The 19,374-nt window shown below is 59.8% G+C and carries 15 protein-coding genes; 13 read left to right on the top strand and 2 right to left on the bottom strand.

Translation table 11 applies throughout. The annotated features are described in order from the left end of the window. Positions 1-37 precede the first annotated feature (37 nt). The 5 genes from QQJ98_RS13260 to uvrA all read left to right on the top strand — a co-directional run bounded on the left by QQJ98_RS13260 (position 38) and on the right by uvrA (position 7,594). A complete protein-coding gene (locus QQJ98_RS13260; RefSeq protein WP_284325827.1) occupies positions 38-1,264 on the top strand; it encodes an MFS transporter in 1,227 nt (408 codons plus the stop codon). A gap of 61 nt (positions 1,265-1,325) precedes the next feature. Next, positions 1,326-1,913, top strand: coding sequence for a DUF924 family protein (locus tag QQJ98_RS13255; protein ID WP_284325826.1), 588 nt, complete (start codon positions 1,326-1,328; stop codon positions 1,911-1,913). A gap of 75 nt (positions 1,914-1,988) precedes the next feature. Further along, on the top strand, positions 1,989-3,383 hold the full coding sequence (gene lpdA, locus QQJ98_RS13250) for a dihydrolipoyl dehydrogenase (RefSeq protein WP_284325825.1): 1,395 nt from the start codon (positions 1,989-1,991) through the stop codon (positions 3,381-3,383). A 90-nt stretch (positions 3,384-3,473) separates the two neighbouring features. After that, positions 3,474-4,637, top strand: coding sequence for an MFS transporter (locus QQJ98_RS13245; protein WP_284325824.1), 1,164 nt, complete (start codon positions 3,474-3,476; stop codon positions 4,635-4,637). Between the two features lie 92 nt (positions 4,638-4,729). Further along, complete coding sequence (gene uvrA, locus QQJ98_RS13240; protein ID WP_284325823.1) at positions 4,730-7,594, top strand: excinuclease ABC subunit UvrA; 2,865 nt, start codon at positions 4,730-4,732, stop codon at positions 7,592-7,594. Between the two features lie 25 nt (positions 7,595-7,619). On the opposite strand, the gene QQJ98_RS13235 is transcribed toward uvrA, so the two are convergent. Next, a complete protein-coding gene (locus tag QQJ98_RS13235) occupies positions 7,620-8,006 on the bottom strand; it encodes a hypothetical protein (RefSeq protein WP_284325822.1) in 387 nt (128 codons plus the stop codon). Positions 8,007-8,476: 470 nt separating this feature from the next. Here QQJ98_RS13235 and QQJ98_RS13230 point away from each other — a divergent pair, with 470 nt between their 5' ends. After that, on the top strand, positions 8,477-9,907 hold the full coding sequence (locus QQJ98_RS13230) for an NCS1 family nucleobase:cation symporter-1 (protein ID WP_284325821.1): 1,431 nt from the start codon (positions 8,477-8,479) through the stop codon (positions 9,905-9,907). Positions 9,908-10,006: 99 nt separating this feature from the next. Here the strand turns inward: QQJ98_RS13230 and QQJ98_RS13225 are convergent, their stop codons facing one another. Then, positions 10,007-11,506: a CoA-acylating methylmalonate-semialdehyde dehydrogenase gene (locus tag QQJ98_RS13225; protein ID WP_284326212.1), complete on the bottom strand. Its 1,500-nt coding sequence runs from the start codon at positions 11,504-11,506 to the stop codon at positions 10,007-10,009. A gap of 209 nt (positions 11,507-11,715) precedes the next feature. On the opposite strand from QQJ98_RS13225, the gene QQJ98_RS13220 reads away from it, so the two are divergent. The 7 genes from QQJ98_RS13220 to iolB all read left to right on the top strand — a co-directional run bounded on the left by QQJ98_RS13220 (position 11,716) and on the right by iolB (position 19,359). Next, positions 11,716-12,603 (top strand): LysR family transcriptional regulator, encoded by an 888-nt coding sequence (locus QQJ98_RS13220; RefSeq protein WP_284325820.1) that lies wholly within the window; start codon positions 11,716-11,718, stop codon positions 12,601-12,603. Positions 12,604-12,655: 52 nt separating this feature from the next. Further along, positions 12,656-13,090 (top strand): CBS domain-containing protein, encoded by a 435-nt coding sequence (locus QQJ98_RS13215; protein ID WP_284325819.1) that lies wholly within the window; start codon positions 12,656-12,658, stop codon positions 13,088-13,090. 147 nt (positions 13,091-13,237) lie between these two features. Further along, positions 13,238-13,741, top strand: coding sequence for a pantetheine-phosphate adenylyltransferase (gene coaD / locus QQJ98_RS13210; protein ID WP_284325818.1), 504 nt, complete (start codon positions 13,238-13,240; stop codon positions 13,739-13,741). A gap of 71 nt (positions 13,742-13,812) precedes the next feature. Beyond that, positions 13,813-14,640, top strand: a complete 828-nt coding sequence (locus tag QQJ98_RS13205; protein WP_284325817.1) for a MurR/RpiR family transcriptional regulator — start codon at positions 13,813-13,815, stop codon at positions 14,638-14,640. 124 nt (positions 14,641-14,764) lie between these two features. Continuing rightward, positions 14,765-16,678, top strand: a complete 1,914-nt coding sequence (locus tag QQJ98_RS13200; protein ID WP_284325816.1) for a bifunctional 5-dehydro-2-deoxygluconokinase/5-dehydro-2-deoxyphosphogluconate aldolase — start codon at positions 14,765-14,767, stop codon at positions 16,676-16,678. Beyond that, positions 16,675-18,498 carry a 3D-(3,5/4)-trihydroxycyclohexane-1,2-dione acylhydrolase (decyclizing) gene (gene iolD / locus QQJ98_RS13195; protein ID WP_284325815.1) on the top strand — a complete coding sequence of 608 codons (1,824 nt, stop codon included), beginning with the start codon at positions 16,675-16,677 and terminating at the stop codon, positions 18,496-18,498. Before QQJ98_RS13200 ends, iolD begins: the two co-directional genes overlap by 4 nt. Positions 18,499-18,543: 45 nt before the next feature. After that, complete coding sequence (iolB, locus tag QQJ98_RS13190; RefSeq protein WP_284325814.1) at positions 18,544-19,359, top strand: 5-deoxy-glucuronate isomerase; 816 nt, start codon at positions 18,544-18,546, stop codon at positions 19,357-19,359. Positions 19,360-19,374 lie beyond the last annotated feature (15 nt).

The raw sequence follows: 19,374 nt of genomic DNA, 5'->3' as shown, positions 1-19,374 counted from the left end.
ATATCATGCTAGCTTGCCGCCTGAACCGGAGCCCTGAATGTTAAAAGTCCTCGCCCAATCCTGGCCCTTGCTGCTGGGCGTCATGCTGCTGATGGTCGGCAACGGCGTGCAGGGCTCGCTTCTGGGCATCCGGGGCCAGTTGGAAGGCTTTGGCACGTTCGAGCTTTCTGTGGTGATGTCGGCCTATTTTCTGGGCTTCTTGGGTGGGTCACGCTTGGCACCCGAGATGATCCGCCGCGTCGGCCATGTGCGGGTGTTCTCGGCGATGGGGTCGATGATTTCCGCAGTGCTGGTGCTGTATCCGCTGATGTTGGATTGGCAGGCTTGGGCGGTGATGCGGGTGCTGATCGGCTTTTGTTTCTCGGGGATATATGTCACCGCCGAAAGCTGGCTGAACAACACCGCCAGCAATGAAACCCGTGGCCAAGCCCTGTCGGCCTATATGATCGTGCAGATGCTTGGCATCATCGCATCGCAGGGCCTGCTTGCGATGGGCGATCCCAGCGGCTTTGGCCTGTTCATCATTCCATCCGTGCTGGTGTCGCTGGCCTTCATGCCGATCCTTTTGGCCGACACGCCCGCGCCGACCTTCGACACCATCAAAGCGATGAGCTTCAAGCAATTGTTCCGCACCTCGCCCTTGGGTTGCGCAGGCATGCTGCTGACCGGTGGCGTGTTTGCCGCGATGTTCGGCATGGCCGCCGTCTACGGTGCCATGGCGGGGATGAGCATTGGTGAAATCGCAATCTTTGTCGCCGCGATGTATGTCGGCGGGCTTGTGCTGCAATATCCTGTCGGCTGGCTGTCCGACCGCGCCGACCGCCGCGTGCTGATCTTGTGGATGTCCACCGCCGGGGCCGTGGTGATGGCCGTAGCCGCTGCCGCGCCATTGCCCTTCGTGCTAGAGGTCGTCGTGGCAGCCCTGCTGGGCGGTATCATCAACCCTTTGTATTCGCTGCTGATTGCCCATACCAACGACTATCTCAGCAAAGAGGAAATGCCAGGTGCTTCCGCCGGTCTGATCTTTCTGAACGGCTTTGGCGCGATTTTTGGCCCCTTGCTTGCGGGTTGGCTGATGGGGGTAATCGGCCCGAAAGGCTATTTCCTGATCATCGGCGGCTTTTTCGCGGCGCTTGCGGGCTATGCGGCTTATCGGATGACCAAACGCGTCGCCCCGGTGCAGACCAACACCTATGCGGGCCTGACGCCCACTGCTTCGGCACTGACCATAGATGCGGTCTTGCAGGAAGAAACGCGCCGCTGACGCCGCCCAAAGCGGTTGCGGTGGCCTGATGAACCTGCCACGCTGCCAATAGGAGGTGCCGATGTCCGACCCGATTGAGATTCTTGATTTCTGGCTGGGCGAAGTTGGCCCCGATGGCTGGTATTCCGGCGAAGCCGAACTTGACGCAACCATCCGCGACCGTTTCAGCGAAATCTGGGCCGCCGCCGCCGATGGCGGGCTGGAGCATTGGGTCGAAGGCACCGTCGGCACTTTGGCCTATCTGATCCTGTGCGATCAGCTGTCACGCAACATGCACCGCGACACTGCAAAAGCCTTTGCCACCGATGCCCAAGCCCTTGCCGCCGCAAAGAAAGCCGTGGCCGAGGGTTGGGATATGGATGCCCCCGAACCCGAGCGGCAATTTTTCTACATGCCATTTGAACATTCGGAAAATCCCGCCGATCAGGACACCGCCGTGGCTTTGCTGACCGAACGTCTGGCCTCTGACCCCGACATGGCGCTGCACGCGCGGGCGCATCGGGAAATCATCGCCCGCTATGGCCGCTTTCCGACCCGCAACGCAGCTTTGGGGCGCGAATCCACCGCAGCCGAGGCCGAATATCTGGCAGCCGGCGGCTATGGCACCATCGTCAACGCCCTACGTGACAGCCATGCACCCAGCGCATAGGCCCCCGGCGTGGCTACGGTTGCTGCAATTTTGGAAATAGTTTAATGGCAAACTACTTTTTCGAGGGAGGGAAAGATGGCTGCTCAGAATTTTGACGTGATCGTAATCGGCTCGGGACCGGGGGGCTATGTCGCCGCCATCCGTGCGGCGCAGCTGGGGCAAAAAGTCGCCATTGTAGAGCGTGAAAACCTTGGCGGCATCTGCCTGAACTGGGGCTGTATCCCGACCAAAGCGCTGCTGCGCTCGGCTGAAGTGTTCCACCTGATGCACCGCGCCAAAGAATTTGGCCTGTCGGTCACCGGTGCGGATTTCGACCTGAACGCGGTTGTGGCGCGTTCGCGCGGGGTGGCAAAACAGCTTTCGGGTGGCATTGGCCATCTGATGAAAAAGAACAAGATCACCGTGTTCATGGGCACGGCGACGCTGCCTGCCAAAGGCAAAGTCTCGGTCAAGTCCGAGAAGACGACCGAGGATCTGACCGCGAAATCTATCATTCTTGCCACCGGCGCGCGCGCCCGCGAATTGCCGGGGCTTGAGGCCGACGGCGATCTGGTCTGGACATACCGCCACGCCTTGCAACCCAAACGCATGCCGAAAAAGCTGCTGGTGATTGGGTCTGGCGCAATTGGCATCGAATTTGCCAGCTTTTTCAACACTCTGGGCGCGGATACCACCGTGGTCGAAGTGATGGACCGCGTGCTGCCAGTGGAAGATGCCGAAGTCTCGGCCTTTGCCAAGAAAGCCTTCGTCAAGCAAGGCATGAAGATCCTCGAAAAAACCACGGTAAAAAAACTCGATCGCAGCCCCGGCAAAGTGGTGGCGCATCTGGAAGCCGATGGCAAAACCACCACGCAAGAATTTGACACCGTGATTTCCGCCGTGGGCATTGTCGGCAATATCGAAAATCTTGGGCTGGAAGCTTTGGGCGTCAAAATTGACCGTACCCATGTTGTCACCGATGAATTCTGCCGCACCGGGATTGAGGGGCTTTATGCCATCGGCGACATCGCGGGCGCACCGTGGCTGGCGCACAAGGCCAGCCATGAAGGCGTCATGGTGGCAGAGCTGATCGCGGGCGGTCATCCGCACCCGATCAAGCCAAACTCCATAGCCGGCTGCACCTATTGCCATCCACAAGTGGCCAGCGTCGGTCTGACCGAAGCAAAGGCGAAAGAGGCTGGGTTCACGGTGAAAGTCGGCCGTTTCCCCTTCATCGGCAACGGCAAGGCGATTGCTTTGGGCGAGGCCGAGGGCTTCATCAAGACCATCTTCGACGCCAAAACCGGCGAGATGCTGGGCGCGCATATGATTGGCGCCGAAGTGACCGAGCTGATCCAAGGTTATGTGATCGCGCGCGGGCTTGAAACCACCGAAGAAGACCTGATGAACACCGTCTTCCCGCATCCCACCCTGTCGGAAATGATGCACGAATCGGTGCTGGATGCCTACGGTCGCGTCCTGCATATGTAAGGCGATTTTTGAGAAAAATCAGGGGGCGCTCACGCCCCCTCGGCCTGCGGCCTCACCCCCCGAGGATATTTGTGCAGAGAGGATGACCGGATGCGCAATGTGCTGACGGCTTTGGCCATTTGGGCGGCCGGGCTTGGTGCTGCTGCACAATTTGGCAAGATGTCGGTTATTTATCAACAGCTTGGCGTGCAATATGCTGGCCATGGTGGGGTGGGCATCGGCTTTATGGTGTCGATTATCGGCATCATTGGACTGATCTTTGGCACAACGGCGGGGATGTTGGTGTCGCGGCTGGGGCCAAAGCGGGTGATGTTGGCGGCACTGGCTTTGGGCGCTGTGGTCAGCCTGTTGCAATCGACTTTGCCGCCATTTGGCTGGATGCTGGCCAGCAGGGTGCCCGAAGGTCTGTCGCATTTGGCCATCGTCGTCGTCGGCCCGACCGCCATCGCTGCCACCGCCAATCTGCGCTTTCAGCCCTTGGTGATGACGTTGTGGGGCAGCTTTTTTGGCGTGACTTTCACGGTGCTGGCGCTGTTTGGCCCGGATTTGGTGGCAAGCCACGGCATCGGCGCGCTGTTTCAGGCGCATTCGGCTTGGCTGGTGTTCTGCTTGTGCCTGCTGGTGGTGCTGATGCCAACTGACGCTGCGCGCGCACCCGGCTCTGCCTTTACCGGCATCATCGCCCAGCATATTGAAACCTACCGCTCTCCCCGCATCGCCGCCCCGGCTTTGGGTTTTGTCTGCTATACCGTGACCTATGTGGCGATGTTGACGCTGCTGCCCGGCGCGATCGGTGCGCAATGGGGGCAGGTCGCCGCAGTTGCTATGCCACTGGTTTCTATCATGATCTCTCTGACTCTGGGCGTTTGGTTGTTGGGGCGGATGTCGGCGGTGCGTCTGGTGCAAGCCGGTTTTGCCTGCGTGATCGTGGCAAGTCTGGGCCTTTGGCTGGTCTGGGGGCAGGGCATGTGGCAGGCGGTTTTTGCCTGCGCGGTCGCCGCAGCCATGGGCACCGTGCAGGGCGCGAGTTTTGCCGCAATCCCGCAGTTGAACGCCGCTGTGCCGGACCGCGCCCGTGCGGCCGGGGCGATTGCGCAACTGGGCAATCTGGGCACCACCACTGGCACGCCGATGCTGGCGCTGATCTTGGCGCAGACCGGAGTTTCAGGCCTGACTTTGTTCCTGATCGCGTTTTCGAGCTTGGGAATCGCGCTGCATGCCTGGGCCGCGCGCCGTCGCGCCACCCAAGCTTAACGCATTTCGCCTACGTTCACACTTCGTTCACATTTTCCGGTTGGCGTCGCGCGCCATTCGCCCTATCTATACGGCGTCGCATGGAGTGGGTCATGGCTGAGCAAAAGTTCATCGAGGTGCGCGGCGCGCGCGAGCATAACCTGAAGAACGTCGATGTGGATATTCCGCGCGATCAGTTCGTGGTGATCACCGGGCTGTCGGGGTCGGGCAAATCCAGCCTCGCCTTCGACACGATCTATGCCGAAGGCCAGCGGCGGTATGTCGAAAGCCTGTCGGCCTATGCGCGGCAATTCCTTGATATGGCTGGCAAACCTGACGTTGATCACATCAGCGGCCTGTCGCCTGCGATCTCGATCGAGCAGAAGACCACCTCGAAAAACCCGCGCTCGACCGTCGGCACGGTGACGGAAATTTACGACTACCTGCGCTTGCTGTTCGCCCGCGTCGGCACGCCGTTCAGCCCGGCCACGGGTCTTCCGATCACCGCGATGCAGGTGCAGGATATGGTTGATGCGGTGATGGCGATGCCCGAGGGCAGCCGCGCCTATCTGCTGGCCCCAATCATCCGGGATCGCAAGGGCGAATATAAGAAAGAATTTATCGAACTGCGCAAGCAGGGCTTCCAGCGCGTCAAGGTAAACGGCGAATTCTATGAACTGGAAGAGCCGCCCGTTCTGGACAAGAAATTCCGCCACAACATCGACGTTGTGGTGGACCGTATCGTCGTGCGCGAAGGCTTGGAAACCCGGCTGGCCGACAGCTTCCGCACCGCGTTGAACCTTGCCGACGGCATCGCCGTGATCGAAACCGCCCCAGCCGAGGGCGAAGGCGAGCCCGCCCGCATCACCTATTCCGAGAAATTCGCCTGCCCGGTCAGCGGTTTCACCATCGCCGAAATTGAGCCGCGCTTGTTCTCGTTCAACGCCCCTTACGGCGCTTGCCCGGTCTGTGATGGCTTGGGGATGGAGTTGTTTTTCGACGAACGCCTTGTGGTGCCGGATCAGTCGTTAACCTTGCTTGGGGGGGCGATTGCCCCGTGGTCGAAATCGAAAAGCCCGTATTTCACCCAGACCATCGACGCGATTTCCAAGCACTATGCTTTTGATAAGAAAGCGAAATGGAAAGACCTGCCCGAGAATGTGAAGCAGGTGTTTCTGCGCGGCTCTGGCGGCGAAGAGATCCCGTTCCGCTACGACGAAGGTGGCCGGATTTACCAGGTTTCCCGCGTGTTTGAAGGCGTGATCCCCAATATGGAACGCCGTTACCGCGAGACTGACAGCTCGTGGAGCCGCGAGGAGATGGAGCGTTTCCAGAACAACCGCCCCTGCGGCGCTTGCGGCGGTTATCGTCTGAAGCCCGAGGCTCTGGCGGTGAAAATCGGTGGCCTGCACGCGGGCCAAGTGGTGCAGATGTCGATTTCCGAAGCGCATGCGTGGATTTCTGCGGCCCCCGAACATCTGACCAAGCAAAAGAACGAAATTGCCAAAGCGATCCTGAAGGAAATCCGGGAGCGGCTTGGGTTCTTGGTAAACGTCGGGCTGAACTACCTGACCCTCAGCCGCAACGCAGGCACGCTTTCGGGCGGCGAGTCGCAGCGGATCAGGCTTGCGAGCCAAATCGGTTCCGGCCTGACCGGGGTGCTTTATGTGCTGGATGAGCCCAGCATCGGCCTGCATCAGCGCGACAATGACCGCTTGCTGACAACGCTGAAAAACCTGCGCGATGCGGGCAATACCGTGCTGGTGGTCGAGCACGACGAAGACGCCATCCGCGAGGCTGATTACGTCTTTGACATGGGGCCGGGTGCCGGTGTGCATGGCGGTGCCGTGGTCAGCCACGGCACCCCGGCAGAAGTGGCCGCTGACCCTAACAGCTTGACGGGACAGTATCTTTCTGGCGCACGCGAGATCAAAGTGCCGAAAACCCGGCGCAAAGGCAGCGGCAAGAAATTGACCGTTGTGAACGCGACTGGCAATAACCTGAAGAATGTCACCGCCGAATTTCCGCTGGGCATGTTCGTTTGCGTGACCGGCGTTTCCGGGGGGGGCAAATCGACGCTGACCATCGAAACCCTGTTCAAAACCGCCGCCACCCGGTTGAACGGCGCGCATGAAACGCCTGCACCCTGCGAGACGATCAAGGGTTTTGAGCATCTTGATAAGGTGATCGACATCGACCAGCGCGCGATTGGCCGCACCCCGCGCTCGAACCCCGCCACCTATACTGGCGCGTTTACCCCGATCCGCGATTGGTTTGCGGGCCTGCCAGAAGCCAAGGCGCGCGGCTATCTGCCCGGTCGTTTCAGTTTCAACGTCAAGGGCGGGCGGTGCGAGGCGTGCCAGGGCGATGGCGTTTTGAAGATTGAGATGAACTTCCTGCCCGATGTTTACGTCACCTGTGAAACCTGCAAAGGCGCGCGCTATAACCGCGAGACTTTGGAAGTTAAATTCAAAAACAAGAGCATAGCCGATGTTCTTGATATGACATGTGAAGATGCACAAGGCTTTTTCCAAGCCGTGCCAAGCATCCGCGAAAAGATGGACGCTTTGTGTCAGGTCGGTCTGGGCTATATCAAGGTCGGCCAGCAGGCGACGACGCTTTCGGGGGGCGAGGCGCAGCGCGTCAAGCTGTCAAAGGAACTCTCCCGCCGCGCCACCGGCCGCACGCTGTATATCCTTGATGAACCCACCACCGGCCTGCACTTTGAAGACGTGCGCAAGCTGCTTGAAGTGCTGCATGAGTTGGTCGAGCAGGGCAACACTGTGGTGGTGATCGAACACAACCTTGATGTGGTGAAAACCGCCGATTGGGTGATCGACATCGGCCCAGAGGGTGGCGACGGTGGCGGCCAGATCGTTGCAGTCGGCACGCCGGAAACCATCGCCAAGACCGAGGCCAGCCATACCGGGCATTATCTCAAAGACCTGCTTACCCCACGCCGGGCGGCGGCAGAGTAAGCAGGCGGATTTCAGTGAACCAACCTTAATTGTTTGCCAGAACCTGTAGGATCGTCAGAACCGCGCGGGATTCTGGGTCAATCCGCAGCAAACGGTCTTCATAGCGGCAATAGGTGCCGTCCGGCAAAGATTTGTACCCGGTGTACGGCACGATGCGGCAGTCATCGCGCACCACATCTCCGACGCGGTAGTAGATCACATGGTCGCCGTCGTCGTGATCGTGGCCCATTTTCTTGGCCTGACCGGGTGGGATGCAAGCAGGTGATTTCTTCGCCAGACCGGGCGGGCAAGACTGCGTTGTGTGATGCTTTTTATGCTTTTTGTTTCCGTTGCCTTTGCCATCTGCCAAAGCAGGGCTGGAAGCCAGCGCCAGAATGGTCAGAGGAATGCAGAGCGCTTTGATCATGTTCATCGGCGGAATCCTGTATAAGTCTCCGATGACACATCGGATGACGGCAAAGGTTTAACGTCGCTTCGGCCGTCCGGTTCCCTTGGCACAGGCACAGGTGCCATAGCCTGACGCGTGACCAGCACACAATCTTTGGGTGAACTTCCGACGTAAGGCCGAAAATACCTGCGGGGCCGCTTTGCGCAGCACTTTCATTTTCGCCCAAAATCGCGGCAATTCATCCGGCTTGCCCGAAACATTTTCAATTTTTCCCGAAAGGTGCATTTGAGATTAACGTGATTGTGCGGCAAGCGCATCAGGCGCAGGTTGTGCGCGGGATTGAACCGGCAAAAGACCGGGCCCGCGACCGCCTGCCACCGCGCAAGGCGGTAAACCAAAACAGGCCCACACAGGGCCATCACGGTTTCGCAAGCAACGCCGGGCGCTTTCGCGTCCGATAAAGCGTATCTGCGCCATAGGATAGGGACAGCACGATGCAATTGACCAACCCGTCACCCTCGCTTCACAACGAGGATCTGGCGCCCGCTACCGAGCGAAAATGGGGCGCTTTTTCGATTTTCAACGTCTGGACCTCGGACGTTCACAGCCTTTGGGGCTATTACCTTGCCGCCAGCCTGTTTCTGCTCTGCGGCAGTTTCCTGAATTTCGTCATCGCCATCGGGGCAGGGTCACTGGTGATCTTTGTGCTGATGAGCATGGTCGGCAACGCAGGCGTGCGCACCGGCGTGCCGTTCCCGGTGCTGGCGCGGGCCAGCTTCGGCACTTTTGGCGCCAATGCACCCGCGCTGGTGCGGGCCATCGTCGCCTGTTTTTGGTATGGCGCGCAAACTTCGGCGGCCTCGGGTGCGATCGTCGCCCTGCTGATCCGTAGCCCCGGCATGTTGGAGTTTCACCAGACCAGCCAGATGCTTGGCCATTCGACACTAGAGGTGATCTGCTTCTTTGTCGTCTGGTGCCTGCAACTGCTGATCATCCAAAGCGGCATGGAAACCGTGCGCAAGTTTCAGGATTGGGCAGGCCCGGCGGTCTGGATCGCGATGCTGATGCTGGCGATCTATCTGGTGATCAAAGCCGGAACCTTCTCGTTCGGCGCAGAAATCCCGCAAGACGTTCTGCTGAAAGCCACCGCTGATGCGGGCGTCCCCGGCGTGCCAGGATCACCCGCAGCCCTTGCCGCGGTCGCGGCAACTTGGATCACCTATTTCGCAGCGCTTTATCTGAACTTCTGTGACTTCTCGCGCTACGCCACCAGCGAGTCCGCCCTGCGCAAAGGCAACCTATGGGGCCTGCCGATCAACCTGCTGGCCTTCTGCCTCGTCGCAGGCATCACAACCACCGCCGCCTTCACCGTCTATGGCGAAGTGCTGCTGCACCCCGAGCAAATCAGCGCCAAATTCGACAGCTGGTTCCTTGCCGCCTTGGCCGCGCTGACCTTCGCCGTCGCCACCTTGGGCATCAACGTGGTGGCGAACTTCGTCTCGCCTGCGTTCGATTTCGCCAACGTCTTCCCCCGCCACATCAGCTTCAAACGCGGCGGCTATATCGCGGCGGGCATCGCGCTGATCCTCTACCCTTGGGCCCCGTGGGAGACAGGTGCCGCGCATTTCGTCAACTTCATCGGCTCTACCATGGGTCCGATTTTCGGCATCATGATGGTCGATTACTACCTGATCCGCCACGGCAAGCTGGACGTCAACGCGCTCTACCAAGAGAACGGCGAGTTCCGGTTTGAGGGCGGCTGGCACATCAAGGCCTTCGTGGCCCTTGCCATCGGCATGGTGTTCTCGTCGATCCTGCCGACCTTCACCACCATCCTGCCCGCATGGTGGGGCACATACGGCTGGTTCTTCGGTGTCGGCATCGGCGGGGCGGTCTATTACGTCCTGCGGATGGGCGCGAAGTAATGAAAATGGGGAGGCACCAACGCGCCTCCCCATCCTCTCTGTAAAAATATCCTCTGGGGGTCCGGGGGGCAAAGTGCCCCCGGTTCCACCAGACGCAGATCACTCCATCTGCTTGAAGTTGAACTCGCCGCCTTCTTTGATCCCCGACGGCCAGCGCGCCGTGATCGTCTTGGTGCGGGTGTAAAAGCGGAAGCTGTCCGGCCCGTGCTGGTTCAAATCGCCAAACGAGGATTTCTTCCAGCCGCCGAAGGTATGATACGCCAAAGGCACCGGGATCGGTACGTTGATGCCGATCATCCCCACATTAATCCGCGCCGCAAAGTCGCGCGCGGTGTCGCCGTCGCGGGTATAGATCGCGGTGCCGTTGCCGTATTCATGGTCCATCGCCATGCCAAGCGCTTCTTCATAAGTCGTAGCCCGCACTACCGACAGCACGGGGCCAAAGATTTCCTTGCGGTAAATCTCCATATCGGTCGTCACTTTGTCGAACAGATGCGGCCCGACGAAGAAGCCATCTTCATAGCCCTGCAATTTGAAATCGCGGCCATCGACCACCAGTTCAGCCCCCGATGCGACACCGGATTCAATCAGCTTCATGATGTTGGCCTTGGCAGCCCCGGTCACAACCGGGCCGTAGTCGACATCATTGCCAGCAGTATAGGGGCCGACTTTCAGCTTTTCGATCCGCGGGATCAGCTTGGCCACCAGCGCATCGGCGGTTTTCTCGCCCACCGGAACCGCCACCGAAATCGCCATGCAACGCTCGCCAGCCGCGCCATAGCCAGCACCCACCAGCGCATCAGCCGCCTGATCAAGGTCGGCATCCGGCATGATGATCATGTGGTTCTTGGCACCGCCAAAGCACTGCACGCGCTTGCCGTTCGCGGTGCCGCGCGCATAGATATACTGCGCGATCGGGGTGGAGCCGACAAAGCCCACGCCCGAAATCGTCTCATTATCCAAGATCGCGTCGACCGATTCCTTGTCGCCGTTGATCACCTGCATCACGCCATCGGGCAGACCAGCCTCTTTCATCAGCGCCGCCAGCATCAACGGCACCGTCGGCGCACGCTCGGACGGCTTCAGGATGAACGCGTTACCACATGCCAGCGCCGGGCCCATTTTCCACATCGGGATCATCGCCGGAAAGTTGAACGGGGTGATCCCCGCCGCCACGCCAATCGGCTGGCGCATCGAATACATGTCAATGCCGGGGCCAGCAGAATCGGTGAACTCGCCCTTCAACAGATGCGGCGCACCAATGCAAAACTCGATCACTTCCAGACCGCGCTGAATGTCACCCTTGGCGTCCGGGATGGTCTTGCCATGCTCGGACGACAGCGCTTCCGCCAGCTTGTCCATATCGCGGTTCAGCAGGCCAACCATCGCCATCATCACCCGCGCGCGGCGCTGCGGGTTGGTGGCACCCCATTTGACCTGCGCTTTTGCGGCGTCAGCGGTGGCAGCATCCAGTTCCGCCTTGGAGGCCAAAGCCACCCGCGCCTGCACTTCGCCCGTTGCCGGGTTGAACACATCGGCAAACTTGCCCGAAGTGCCCGCAACCAGCTTGCCGTTGATCCAGTGACCGATCTCTTTCATCATAGCTCTCCCATAAGTTGCCACCACAATAGCCTTGCGAAATTGCGGAATATATAGGCAATATTTCAAACATGTTTTGCGTTTTTGCAAAGGTCGATTTTCAGGGCTTTTGCGAAAAACCACAAGATGATGTGGAAATACCCGGAAAAAAGCGGCGAAACATACAAGTGTGTCCCAGCGGGGACAAACAGCGCAGAGAGGTCAAGGCGATGGATTGGGACGATTTGCGGGTATTCTTGGCCGTCGCGCGCAGCGAAAGCCTGTCCGGGGCAGGGCGCAGGCTCAAGATCGACCCCGCCACCGTTGGCCGCCGCATCGCCCGGCTAGAGGACGCAATCGACGCCCGCCTGTTCGCCAAAACCCAACACGGCTACAGCCTGACCGAGCAAGGCACCCGGCTTTTAACCCATGCCATCCGCACCGAAGCCGCCATCGACGGCGCATCCGAGGCGCTTTCTGGCCCCGAAGGCCTGACCGGGCAAATCCGCATCGGTGCCCCCGATGGCTGCGCCAACTACCTGCTGCCGCAAGTCATCGCGCGCATTTGCGACGCCAATCCGGGGCTCGAGGTGCAGATCGTAGCCCTGCCGCGCGTCTTCAACCTGTCAAAACGCGAGGCCGATATGGCCATCGCAGTCTCGCGCCCCGAGGCAGGCCGCCTGACCGTGCAAAAGCTGACCGATTACCACCTGCACCTCGCCGCCAGCCGTGATTACCTTGCCGCACACCCACCCATCCAAACCCCGCAAGACCTGAAATCGCACCGCCTCGTCGGCTATATCCCCGACATGATCTTCGACAAGGAACTGGATTATCTCACCGAAATCGGCGCTTCGGCACCGCCTCTGGCCTCGAACTCTGTCTCGGTGCAACTGAACTTCCTGCGTCACGGGGCAGGGATTGGCGTGGTCCACGACTTCGCACTGCCCGCCGCCCCCGAACTGGCCCGCATCATCCCCGATCAAATTCATCTGACCCGCGCCTTCTGGCTGATCCGCCACGCCGATGATGGCCGGGTAGAGCGGCTGAACCGCTTCGCCACACAACTTATGCTAGAGGTGAAGAAAGAAATGCAAAGACTTGAAGCATTTCCTTGACAGAATCTTACCAAGGCCCAACGCTAGCCCTGACAGATAAGGAGGAATCTTCATGCTTGTCAGCCAAATCCTGAAATCGAAATCCGACGACGGCGTTGTGACCTTGCCCGCAGGCACCAGCATCAGCCGCGTGGCCGAGGTGCTGTCTGCGCGCCGCATCGGGGCCGTGGTGATCTCGCCCGATGGCAAAAAACTTGCCGGAATCGTCTCAGAGCGTGACATCGTGCGCGAAATTGGCCGTCGCGGCGCAACTTGCCTGAACGACAGCGTGGACACCATCATGACCGCCAAAGTCATCGCCTGTGGCCGTTCTGAAAACGCCAATGACGTGCTGCAAAAGATGACGGATGGCCGTTTTCGCCATATTCCGGTGCTTGAGGCCGACGAATTGATCGGTTTGATTTCCATCGGCGACGTGGTCAAAGCCCGCTTGGCCGAGCTGCATATGGAGAAAGACGCGCTTGAAGGCATGATCAAGGGGTTCTAGGACTCCGCTTGCACCCCCACATGCAATATTGTTGCGTGCCAGAAATCCGCTTGGATCCCGATATGCAATATTGTTGCGTGCCAGAAATCCGCTTGCATCCCGACATGCAATATTGTTGCGTGTCGGGGACTTAGGCGAGGAAATTCCATGCGCATCGGCCTTTACCCCGGCACGTTCGATCCCATCACTTTGGGCCATGTCGATATCATCCAGCGCGCGATGGCGCTGGTGGATCGGCTGGTGATTGGCGTGGCGATCAATGATGGCAAAGGCCCGGCCTTCACGCTGGAAGAGCGCGTTGCGATGGTGAAAGAGGAATGTGCGGGCATCCTTGCCAAGACGGGTGGCGAGATCGTCGTGCATCCGTTTGAAAATCTGCTGATCGACTGCGCGCGGGATGTGGGCGCTTCGGTAATTGTGCGCGGCCTGCGCGCCGTTGCCGATTTTGAGTACGAATTTCAGATGGTTGGCATGAACCGCGCGATGGATGCTTCGGTGGAAACCGTGTTCCTGATGGCCGACGCCCGCAGGCAGGCGATTGCCTCAAAGCTGGTGAAAGAAATCGCGCGGCTGGGGGGCGATATCTCGAAATTCGTCACCCCCCCGGTGGCCGAGGCTTTGGCCCGCCGCTACCCCAAGCCCGTGAAATAAGGGTTGGAATGTTTGTTCCACATGGCTAGGCTGCGACAACCGCCGCAAAAGTCCAGAATGATCGCAGATATATGACCGCCGTTGATACCGCCACTCTGACCGCGCCCGCCACGATTGAAGAATTCCGTGAGCGTCTCGCCGCGATAACCGACGGGCTGCCGCGGCGCTTGCGTCAATGTGCGGATCATATCGCCGCTAATCTCGACCGTATTGCGGTCTCAACCGTCGCCGAACTTGCTGCCGGGGCCGATGTGCCGCCCTCGGCGTTGATGCGGTTTTGCCAGATTCTGGGATATTCCGGCTTTTCGGAAATGCAAAAGCTGTTCCGCGACGCCTATTCCCCCGGCTTCCCGGATTATTCCACCCGATTGGAAAATCTGAAACAGGGCGGCGCGGGCACCCCCTCGGCGCTGCTGGGCGAATTCATCGAGGCGGGCCGTTTGTCGCTGGAGGCTTTGGCCAAATCGGCGGATGAGGTCGCCTTGGCGCAGGCGGTGGCTTTGCTGTCGGCCGCTGACACCGTGCATATCATCGGTCTGCGCCGGGCGTTTCCAGTGGCCAGCTATCTTGCCTATGTGTTTGATAAAATGGCGGTTCCAGCCATGTTGCATGAAGGCACTGGCAAGCTGGATCATCGCCACGCCCTGCGCCCCGGTGATGCCGTTCTGGCGATCACCTTCGCACCCTATTCCGAGGAAACCATCTCTCTTGCCCAAGACGCGCGCGCGCGCGGGCTCAAGGTGGTTGCGCTGACCGACCGCATCACCAGCCCGCTGGCCCGCGTTGGCGATGCGATTTTGACGGTGCCAGAGGTCGATTTCGGCGCGTTCCGCTCACTTTCTGCTACTTTAGCTTTGGCAATTGCCTTGGCGGTTGCTGTCGGATCCGCGCGCGGTTAGCGCTATCAAAGAAAACGCCTTTGGCAAAGAAAAGCCTTTTGCTTGGCGTAAAAATGGAATAATTATTCCAAAACGCCAGCGCGGCTGAGTCTCGACGCGCCGTCCACCCTCGGAGGAGCCTGCCATGAAAACGCTCGACACCATCACCATTGGCCGGTCCTCGGTCGATCTTTACGGCGCGCAGATTGGCGGGCGGCTGGAAGATATGGCCAGTTTCCAGAAATATATCGGCGGATCGCCCACCAATATCGCCGCGGGCACCGCGCGTCTGGGGCTGAAATCGTCGCTGATCACCCGCGTTGGCGACGAACATATGGGGCGATTCATCCGCGAGGAACTGGCCCGCGAAGGCGTCGATGTGCGCGGCGTGAAGACCGACCCCAGCCGTCTGACCGCTTTGGTGATCCTTGGCATCCGCGATGAGACGCAATTTCCGCTGATTTTCTACCGCGAAAACTGTGCTGATATGGCGCTTTGCGAGGATGACATTGACGAGAGTTTCATCGCCGAAACCCGCTCGCTGATTGTCACTGGCACGCATTTGTCGCATGCCAATACCGAAGCTGCGGTGTTGAAGGCGCTGAAACTCGCCCGCAAGCACGGTGCCAAAACCGCTTTGGACATCGACTATCGCCCGAACCTCTGGGGTCTTGCCGGCCATGGCGATGGGGAAAGCCGCTTCATCGAATCCGCCGCTGTCACCGCTAAACTGCAATCCCACTTGCATTATTTCGATCTGATCGTCGGCACCGAAGAAGAATTTCACATCGCAGGCGGCAGCACTGACACCATCACCGCCCTAAAGGCCGTGCGCGCAGTGTCCAACGCCACTTTGGTTTGCAAGCGCGGTGCCGCCGGTGCCGCCGCCTTTGAAGGTGCGATCCCCGATAGCCTTGATCAAGGCCAGACCGGCCCCGGTTTCCCGATTGAGGTGTTCAACGTGCTTGGCGCGGGCGATGGTTTCATGTCGGGGCTGACCAAGGGGTGGCTGGATGACGAATCCTGGCCGGTTGCGCTGAAATACGCCAATGCCTGCGGGGCTTTTGCGGTGTCGCGCCACGGCTGCACCCCGGCCTATCCCAGCTTGGCAGAGCTGAATTTCTTCTTGAGTCGCGGTGTCAAAACCCCGGCCCTGCGCAAGGATGCCGAGCTCGAGCAAATTCACTGGTCCACCAACCGCCGCAAGCAATGGACCGAAGTGCGGGCCTTTGCCTATGATCACCGCTCGCAATTGGAAGAAATTCCCGGGGCCAATCCCGAAAATATTGGTCGTTTCAAAGAGTTGTGTCTGGAAGCTACAGTGGCGGTTTCCCAAGGCCGTGAGGGCTACGGCCTGCTCTGCGACAACCGCCTTGGCAAATCCGCGCTGCACAAAGCTTCGGGTCAGGGTCTGTGGATTGGGCGCCCGGTGGAATGGCCCGGCTCGCGCCCGCTGACATTGGAACCTGAAATCGGCCCCGATTTCGGCGGTCTGTCGGAATGGGCTTTGGAAGATGTGGTCAAGGTGCTGTGCTTCTGCCACCCCGATGACCAGCCCGAAATGCAGGCCGAACAGGAAGCCGTGATCACCCGTCTGTTCCACGCTTGCCGTCGTAACCGCCTGGAAATGCTGCTGGAAATCATTCCCTCCAAGGTTGGTCCAGTCGACGATCACACCAACGCCAAGCTGATCAGCCGCTTTTATGACATTGGCATTTACCCCGATTGGTGGAAGCTAGAGCCGATGCAGACCGTTGAGGCATGGCAAGCCACCTGTGACGCCATCACCAGCCGCGACGCGCATACCCAAGGCATCGTGATCTTGGGCTTGGGGCAATCCGAGGCTGAGCTGGCCTCGTCCTTCAAGCTTGCCGCCGATTTCCCGCTGGTCAAAGGCTTTGCGGTCGGGCGTACCATTCACGCCGATGTTGGCCGCCAATGGATCGCAGGTAAGATTGACGATGCCACCGCAGTCGCCACAATGGCCGAAAATTTCCGCCGCCTCTGCGGCATCTGGGACGCCGCCCGCACTGGGGCCCGCGCAGGAGCAAAAGCATGAACACAATTCGTCTCACCGCCGCCCAAGCCATGGTCCGCTGGCTTTCCGTGCAGATGACCGAAGATGGCGAGCGGTTTATCGAAGGCATCTGGGCGATCTTTGGCCATGGCAACGTGGCCGGGATTGGCGAGGCTTTGCATGGCGCCAAGGACACGTTCCCGACTTGGCGCGGCCATAACGAACAGACCATGGCGCATGCCGCCATCGCCTATGCCAAGGCCCAAAAGCGCCGCCGTGCGATGGCTGTGACCACCTCGATCGGGCCGGGGGCGTTGAATGTGGTGACGGCGGCAGGCGTGGCTTTCGCCAACCGCTTGCCTTTGTTGATCATTCCGGGCGATGTCTTCGCCAACCGCGCGCCCGATCCGGTGCTGCAACAGTTGGAAGATTTCAACGATGGCACCATCTCTGCCAATGATTGCTTCCGCCCGGTCAGCCGCTATTTCGACCGCATCAGCCGCCCGGAACATCTGTTGACAGCCCTGCCGCGCGCCTTCAGGGTGATGACCGATCCGGCCGATTGCGGCCCTGTATGTCTGGCCTTCTGTCAGGATGTGCAGGCCGAAGCCTTTGATTATCCCGAATCTTTCTTCACCCCGAAGGTCTGGAAAATCCGCCGTCCCGAAGCTGATGCCGATGAATTGGCCGAGGCCATCACCGCCATTCAATCCGCGAAATCTCCGGTGATCGTCGCCGGGGGCGGTGTGATTTATTCGGGGGCTGAGGCCGCTTTGGCGGCATTTGCCACCGCACACAACATCCCCGTTGTCGAAACCCAAGCGGGCAAATCCAGCCTCGATTTCGACCACGCGCTGAATTTTGGCCCGGTCGGCGTGACGGGGGCTGCCAGCGCCAACACCGTTTGCGAAAATGCTGATCTGGTGATCGGGCTTGGCACCCGGTTTCAGGATTTCACCACAGGAAGCTGGTCGCTGTTCAAGAACCCGAACCGTCGGATTCTGTCGATCAACGTCGCGGCCTATGATTCCTACAAACATGGCGCGCTGAACCTAACCTCAGATGCGAAGATCGCGCTGCAAGCCCTTGGCCGTGCTTTGGGATCGCAGAAATGGCCCGCCATCCCCGGCCTGCAAGCTGATTGGGCCGCCGCCACGGCTGCGGTGAAAGCCGCGCCCACCACTAACGCGCTTCCGACCGATATGCAGGTGATTGGTGCCGTGCAGCGCAGGGCGCTGAAATCGACCGTGGTGATGTCAGCTGCAGGCACAATGCCGGGCGAGTTGCACAAGATTTGGGATGCGCCCTCGGGCGGCTATCACATGGAATACGGCTTTTCCTGCATGGGTTATGAGATCGCAGGCGCCATGGGCATCAAAATGGCGCGGCCCGACGCCGATGTGATCTGCATGCTCGGCGATGGCAGCTACATGATGGCGAACTCGGAACTTGCGACCGCCGTGATGATGGGCGTGGCGTTTACCGTGGTGATCACCGACAACCGTGGCTATGGCTGCATCAACCGGCTGCAAAAGGGCACTGGCGGGGCAGGATTTAACAATCTGCTCGACCAAAGCTATCACGTAAACCCCAGCCACATCGACTTTACCGCCCATGCCGCCGCGATGGGGGCCCATGCGGTGAAAGTGACGACGATTGCTGAACTTGAGGACGCGCTGACAGCCGCCAAAGGTGCGAAAATCCCGCAAGTGATCGTCATTGACACCGATCCTTGGCCCGGCACCGAAGCGGGTGGCACTTGGTGGGATGTCGGCGTGCCAGCGGTTTCCACGCGCACCGAGGTCAACGACGCCCGCGCGCATTACGAGCAAAAGCTAAAGCTGCAACGGCTTGTCAACTAAGCCCAAGCCGCCCAAGCCCGCACCGAAGTCAAACACGAGGACGATATGCCCGATCTTTTGCGCAAGCCGACTGGCACTTCTGGCAAGGTGCATGACATCACGCCGCAAAGCGCGGGCTGGGGCTATGTCGGCTTTGGCCTCTATCGGTTGCAACCCGGCGAGACTGCCGCCGAAGTCACCGGCAGCACAGAAGTGATCTTGGTCGTGGTGGAAGGCAAAGCTGCCATCACCGCCGCCGGGCAGGATTGGGGCATCCTGGGCGACCGGATGGATGTGTTTGAAAAGACGCCGCCGCATTGTCTGTACCTGCCGAATGACAGCGCATGGTCTGCGACAGCCACCACCGCTTGTACCTTGGCGATTTGCACTGCACCGGGGAAATCCGGCTATAAGGCGGCGCAGATCGGCCCGGCTGGTATTGCGCTGACGCAGCGCGGCACCGGGGCAAACACCCGCTTTGTCAACAACATAGCGATGGAAGGATTGGATGTCGCCGACAGCCTGCTGGTGACCGAAGTGTTCACCCCGCAGGGCAATTGGTCGTCCTATCCCAGCCACCGCCATGATGAAGATGACTTCCCCCGGATGACCTATCTGGAAGAAACCTATTACATGCGTCTGAACCCCGCCCAAGGCTTTGGCATCCAGCGCGTCTATACCGAAGATGGCTCCTTGGATGAAACCATGGCTGTGCAGAATCACGACGTGACCTTGGTGCCAAAGGGCCACCATCCCTGCGGTGCGCCCTATGGCTACGAGATGTATTATCTGAACGTGATGGCAGGGCCGCGCCGCTATTGGCGTTTTCAGAATGATCCCGCCCATGACTGGATCTATCAGCGCGACACGGTGGGTGCCTAAGAGTGGCGCTGGCCA

The organism is Cypionkella aquatica (assembly GCF_030161095.1).
Lineage (GTDB): Bacteria > Pseudomonadota > Alphaproteobacteria > Rhodobacterales > Rhodobacteraceae > Cypionkella > Cypionkella aquatica.
The sequence above is the reverse complement of the archived record's forward strand: the minus strand, read 5'-3'. Positions and strand labels throughout refer to the sequence as shown.

Bases quoted from the DNA above. Each gene is read 5' to 3' on its own strand.
- QQJ98_RS13200 (WP_284325816.1), top strand. From the start codon at position 14,765: ATGAAAACGCTCGACACCATCACCATTGGCCGGTCCTCGGTCGATCTT.
- uvrA (WP_284325823.1), top strand. From the start codon at position 4,730: ATGGCTGAGCAAAAGTTCATCGAGGTGCGCGGCGCGCGCGAGCATAAC.
- QQJ98_RS13245 (WP_284325824.1), top strand. From the start codon at position 3,474: ATGCGCAATGTGCTGACGGCTTTGGCCATTTGGGCGGCCGGGCTTGGT.
- QQJ98_RS13225 (WP_284326212.1), bottom strand. From the start codon at position 11,506: ATGAAAGAGATCGGTCACTGGATCAACGGCAAGCTGGTTGCGGGCACT.
- coaD (WP_284325818.1), top strand. From the start codon at position 13,238: ATGCGCATCGGCCTTTACCCCGGCACGTTCGATCCCATCACTTTGGGC.
- QQJ98_RS13255 (WP_284325826.1), top strand. From the start codon at position 1,326: ATGTCCGACCCGATTGAGATTCTTGATTTCTGGCTGGGCGAAGTTGGC.
- QQJ98_RS13235 (WP_284325822.1), bottom strand. From the start codon at position 8,006: ATGAACATGATCAAAGCGCTCTGCATTCCTCTGACCATTCTGGCGCTG.
- iolD (WP_284325815.1), top strand. From the start codon at position 16,675: ATGAACACAATTCGTCTCACCGCCGCCCAAGCCATGGTCCGCTGGCTT.
- lpdA (WP_284325825.1), top strand. From the start codon at position 1,989: ATGGCTGCTCAGAATTTTGACGTGATCGTAATCGGCTCGGGACCGGGG.
- QQJ98_RS13205 (WP_284325817.1), top strand. From the start codon at position 13,813: ATGACCGCCGTTGATACCGCCACTCTGACCGCGCCCGCCACGATTGAA.
- QQJ98_RS13230 (WP_284325821.1), top strand. From the start codon at position 8,477: ATGCAATTGACCAACCCGTCACCCTCGCTTCACAACGAGGATCTGGCG.
- QQJ98_RS13220 (WP_284325820.1), top strand. From the start codon at position 11,716: ATGGATTGGGACGATTTGCGGGTATTCTTGGCCGTCGCGCGCAGCGAA.
- iolB (WP_284325814.1), top strand. From the start codon at position 18,544: ATGCCCGATCTTTTGCGCAAGCCGACTGGCACTTCTGGCAAGGTGCAT.
- QQJ98_RS13260 (WP_284325827.1), top strand. From the start codon at position 38: ATGTTAAAAGTCCTCGCCCAATCCTGGCCCTTGCTGCTGGGCGTCATG.
- QQJ98_RS13215 (WP_284325819.1), top strand. From the start codon at position 12,656: ATGCTTGTCAGCCAAATCCTGAAATCGAAATCCGACGACGGCGTTGTG.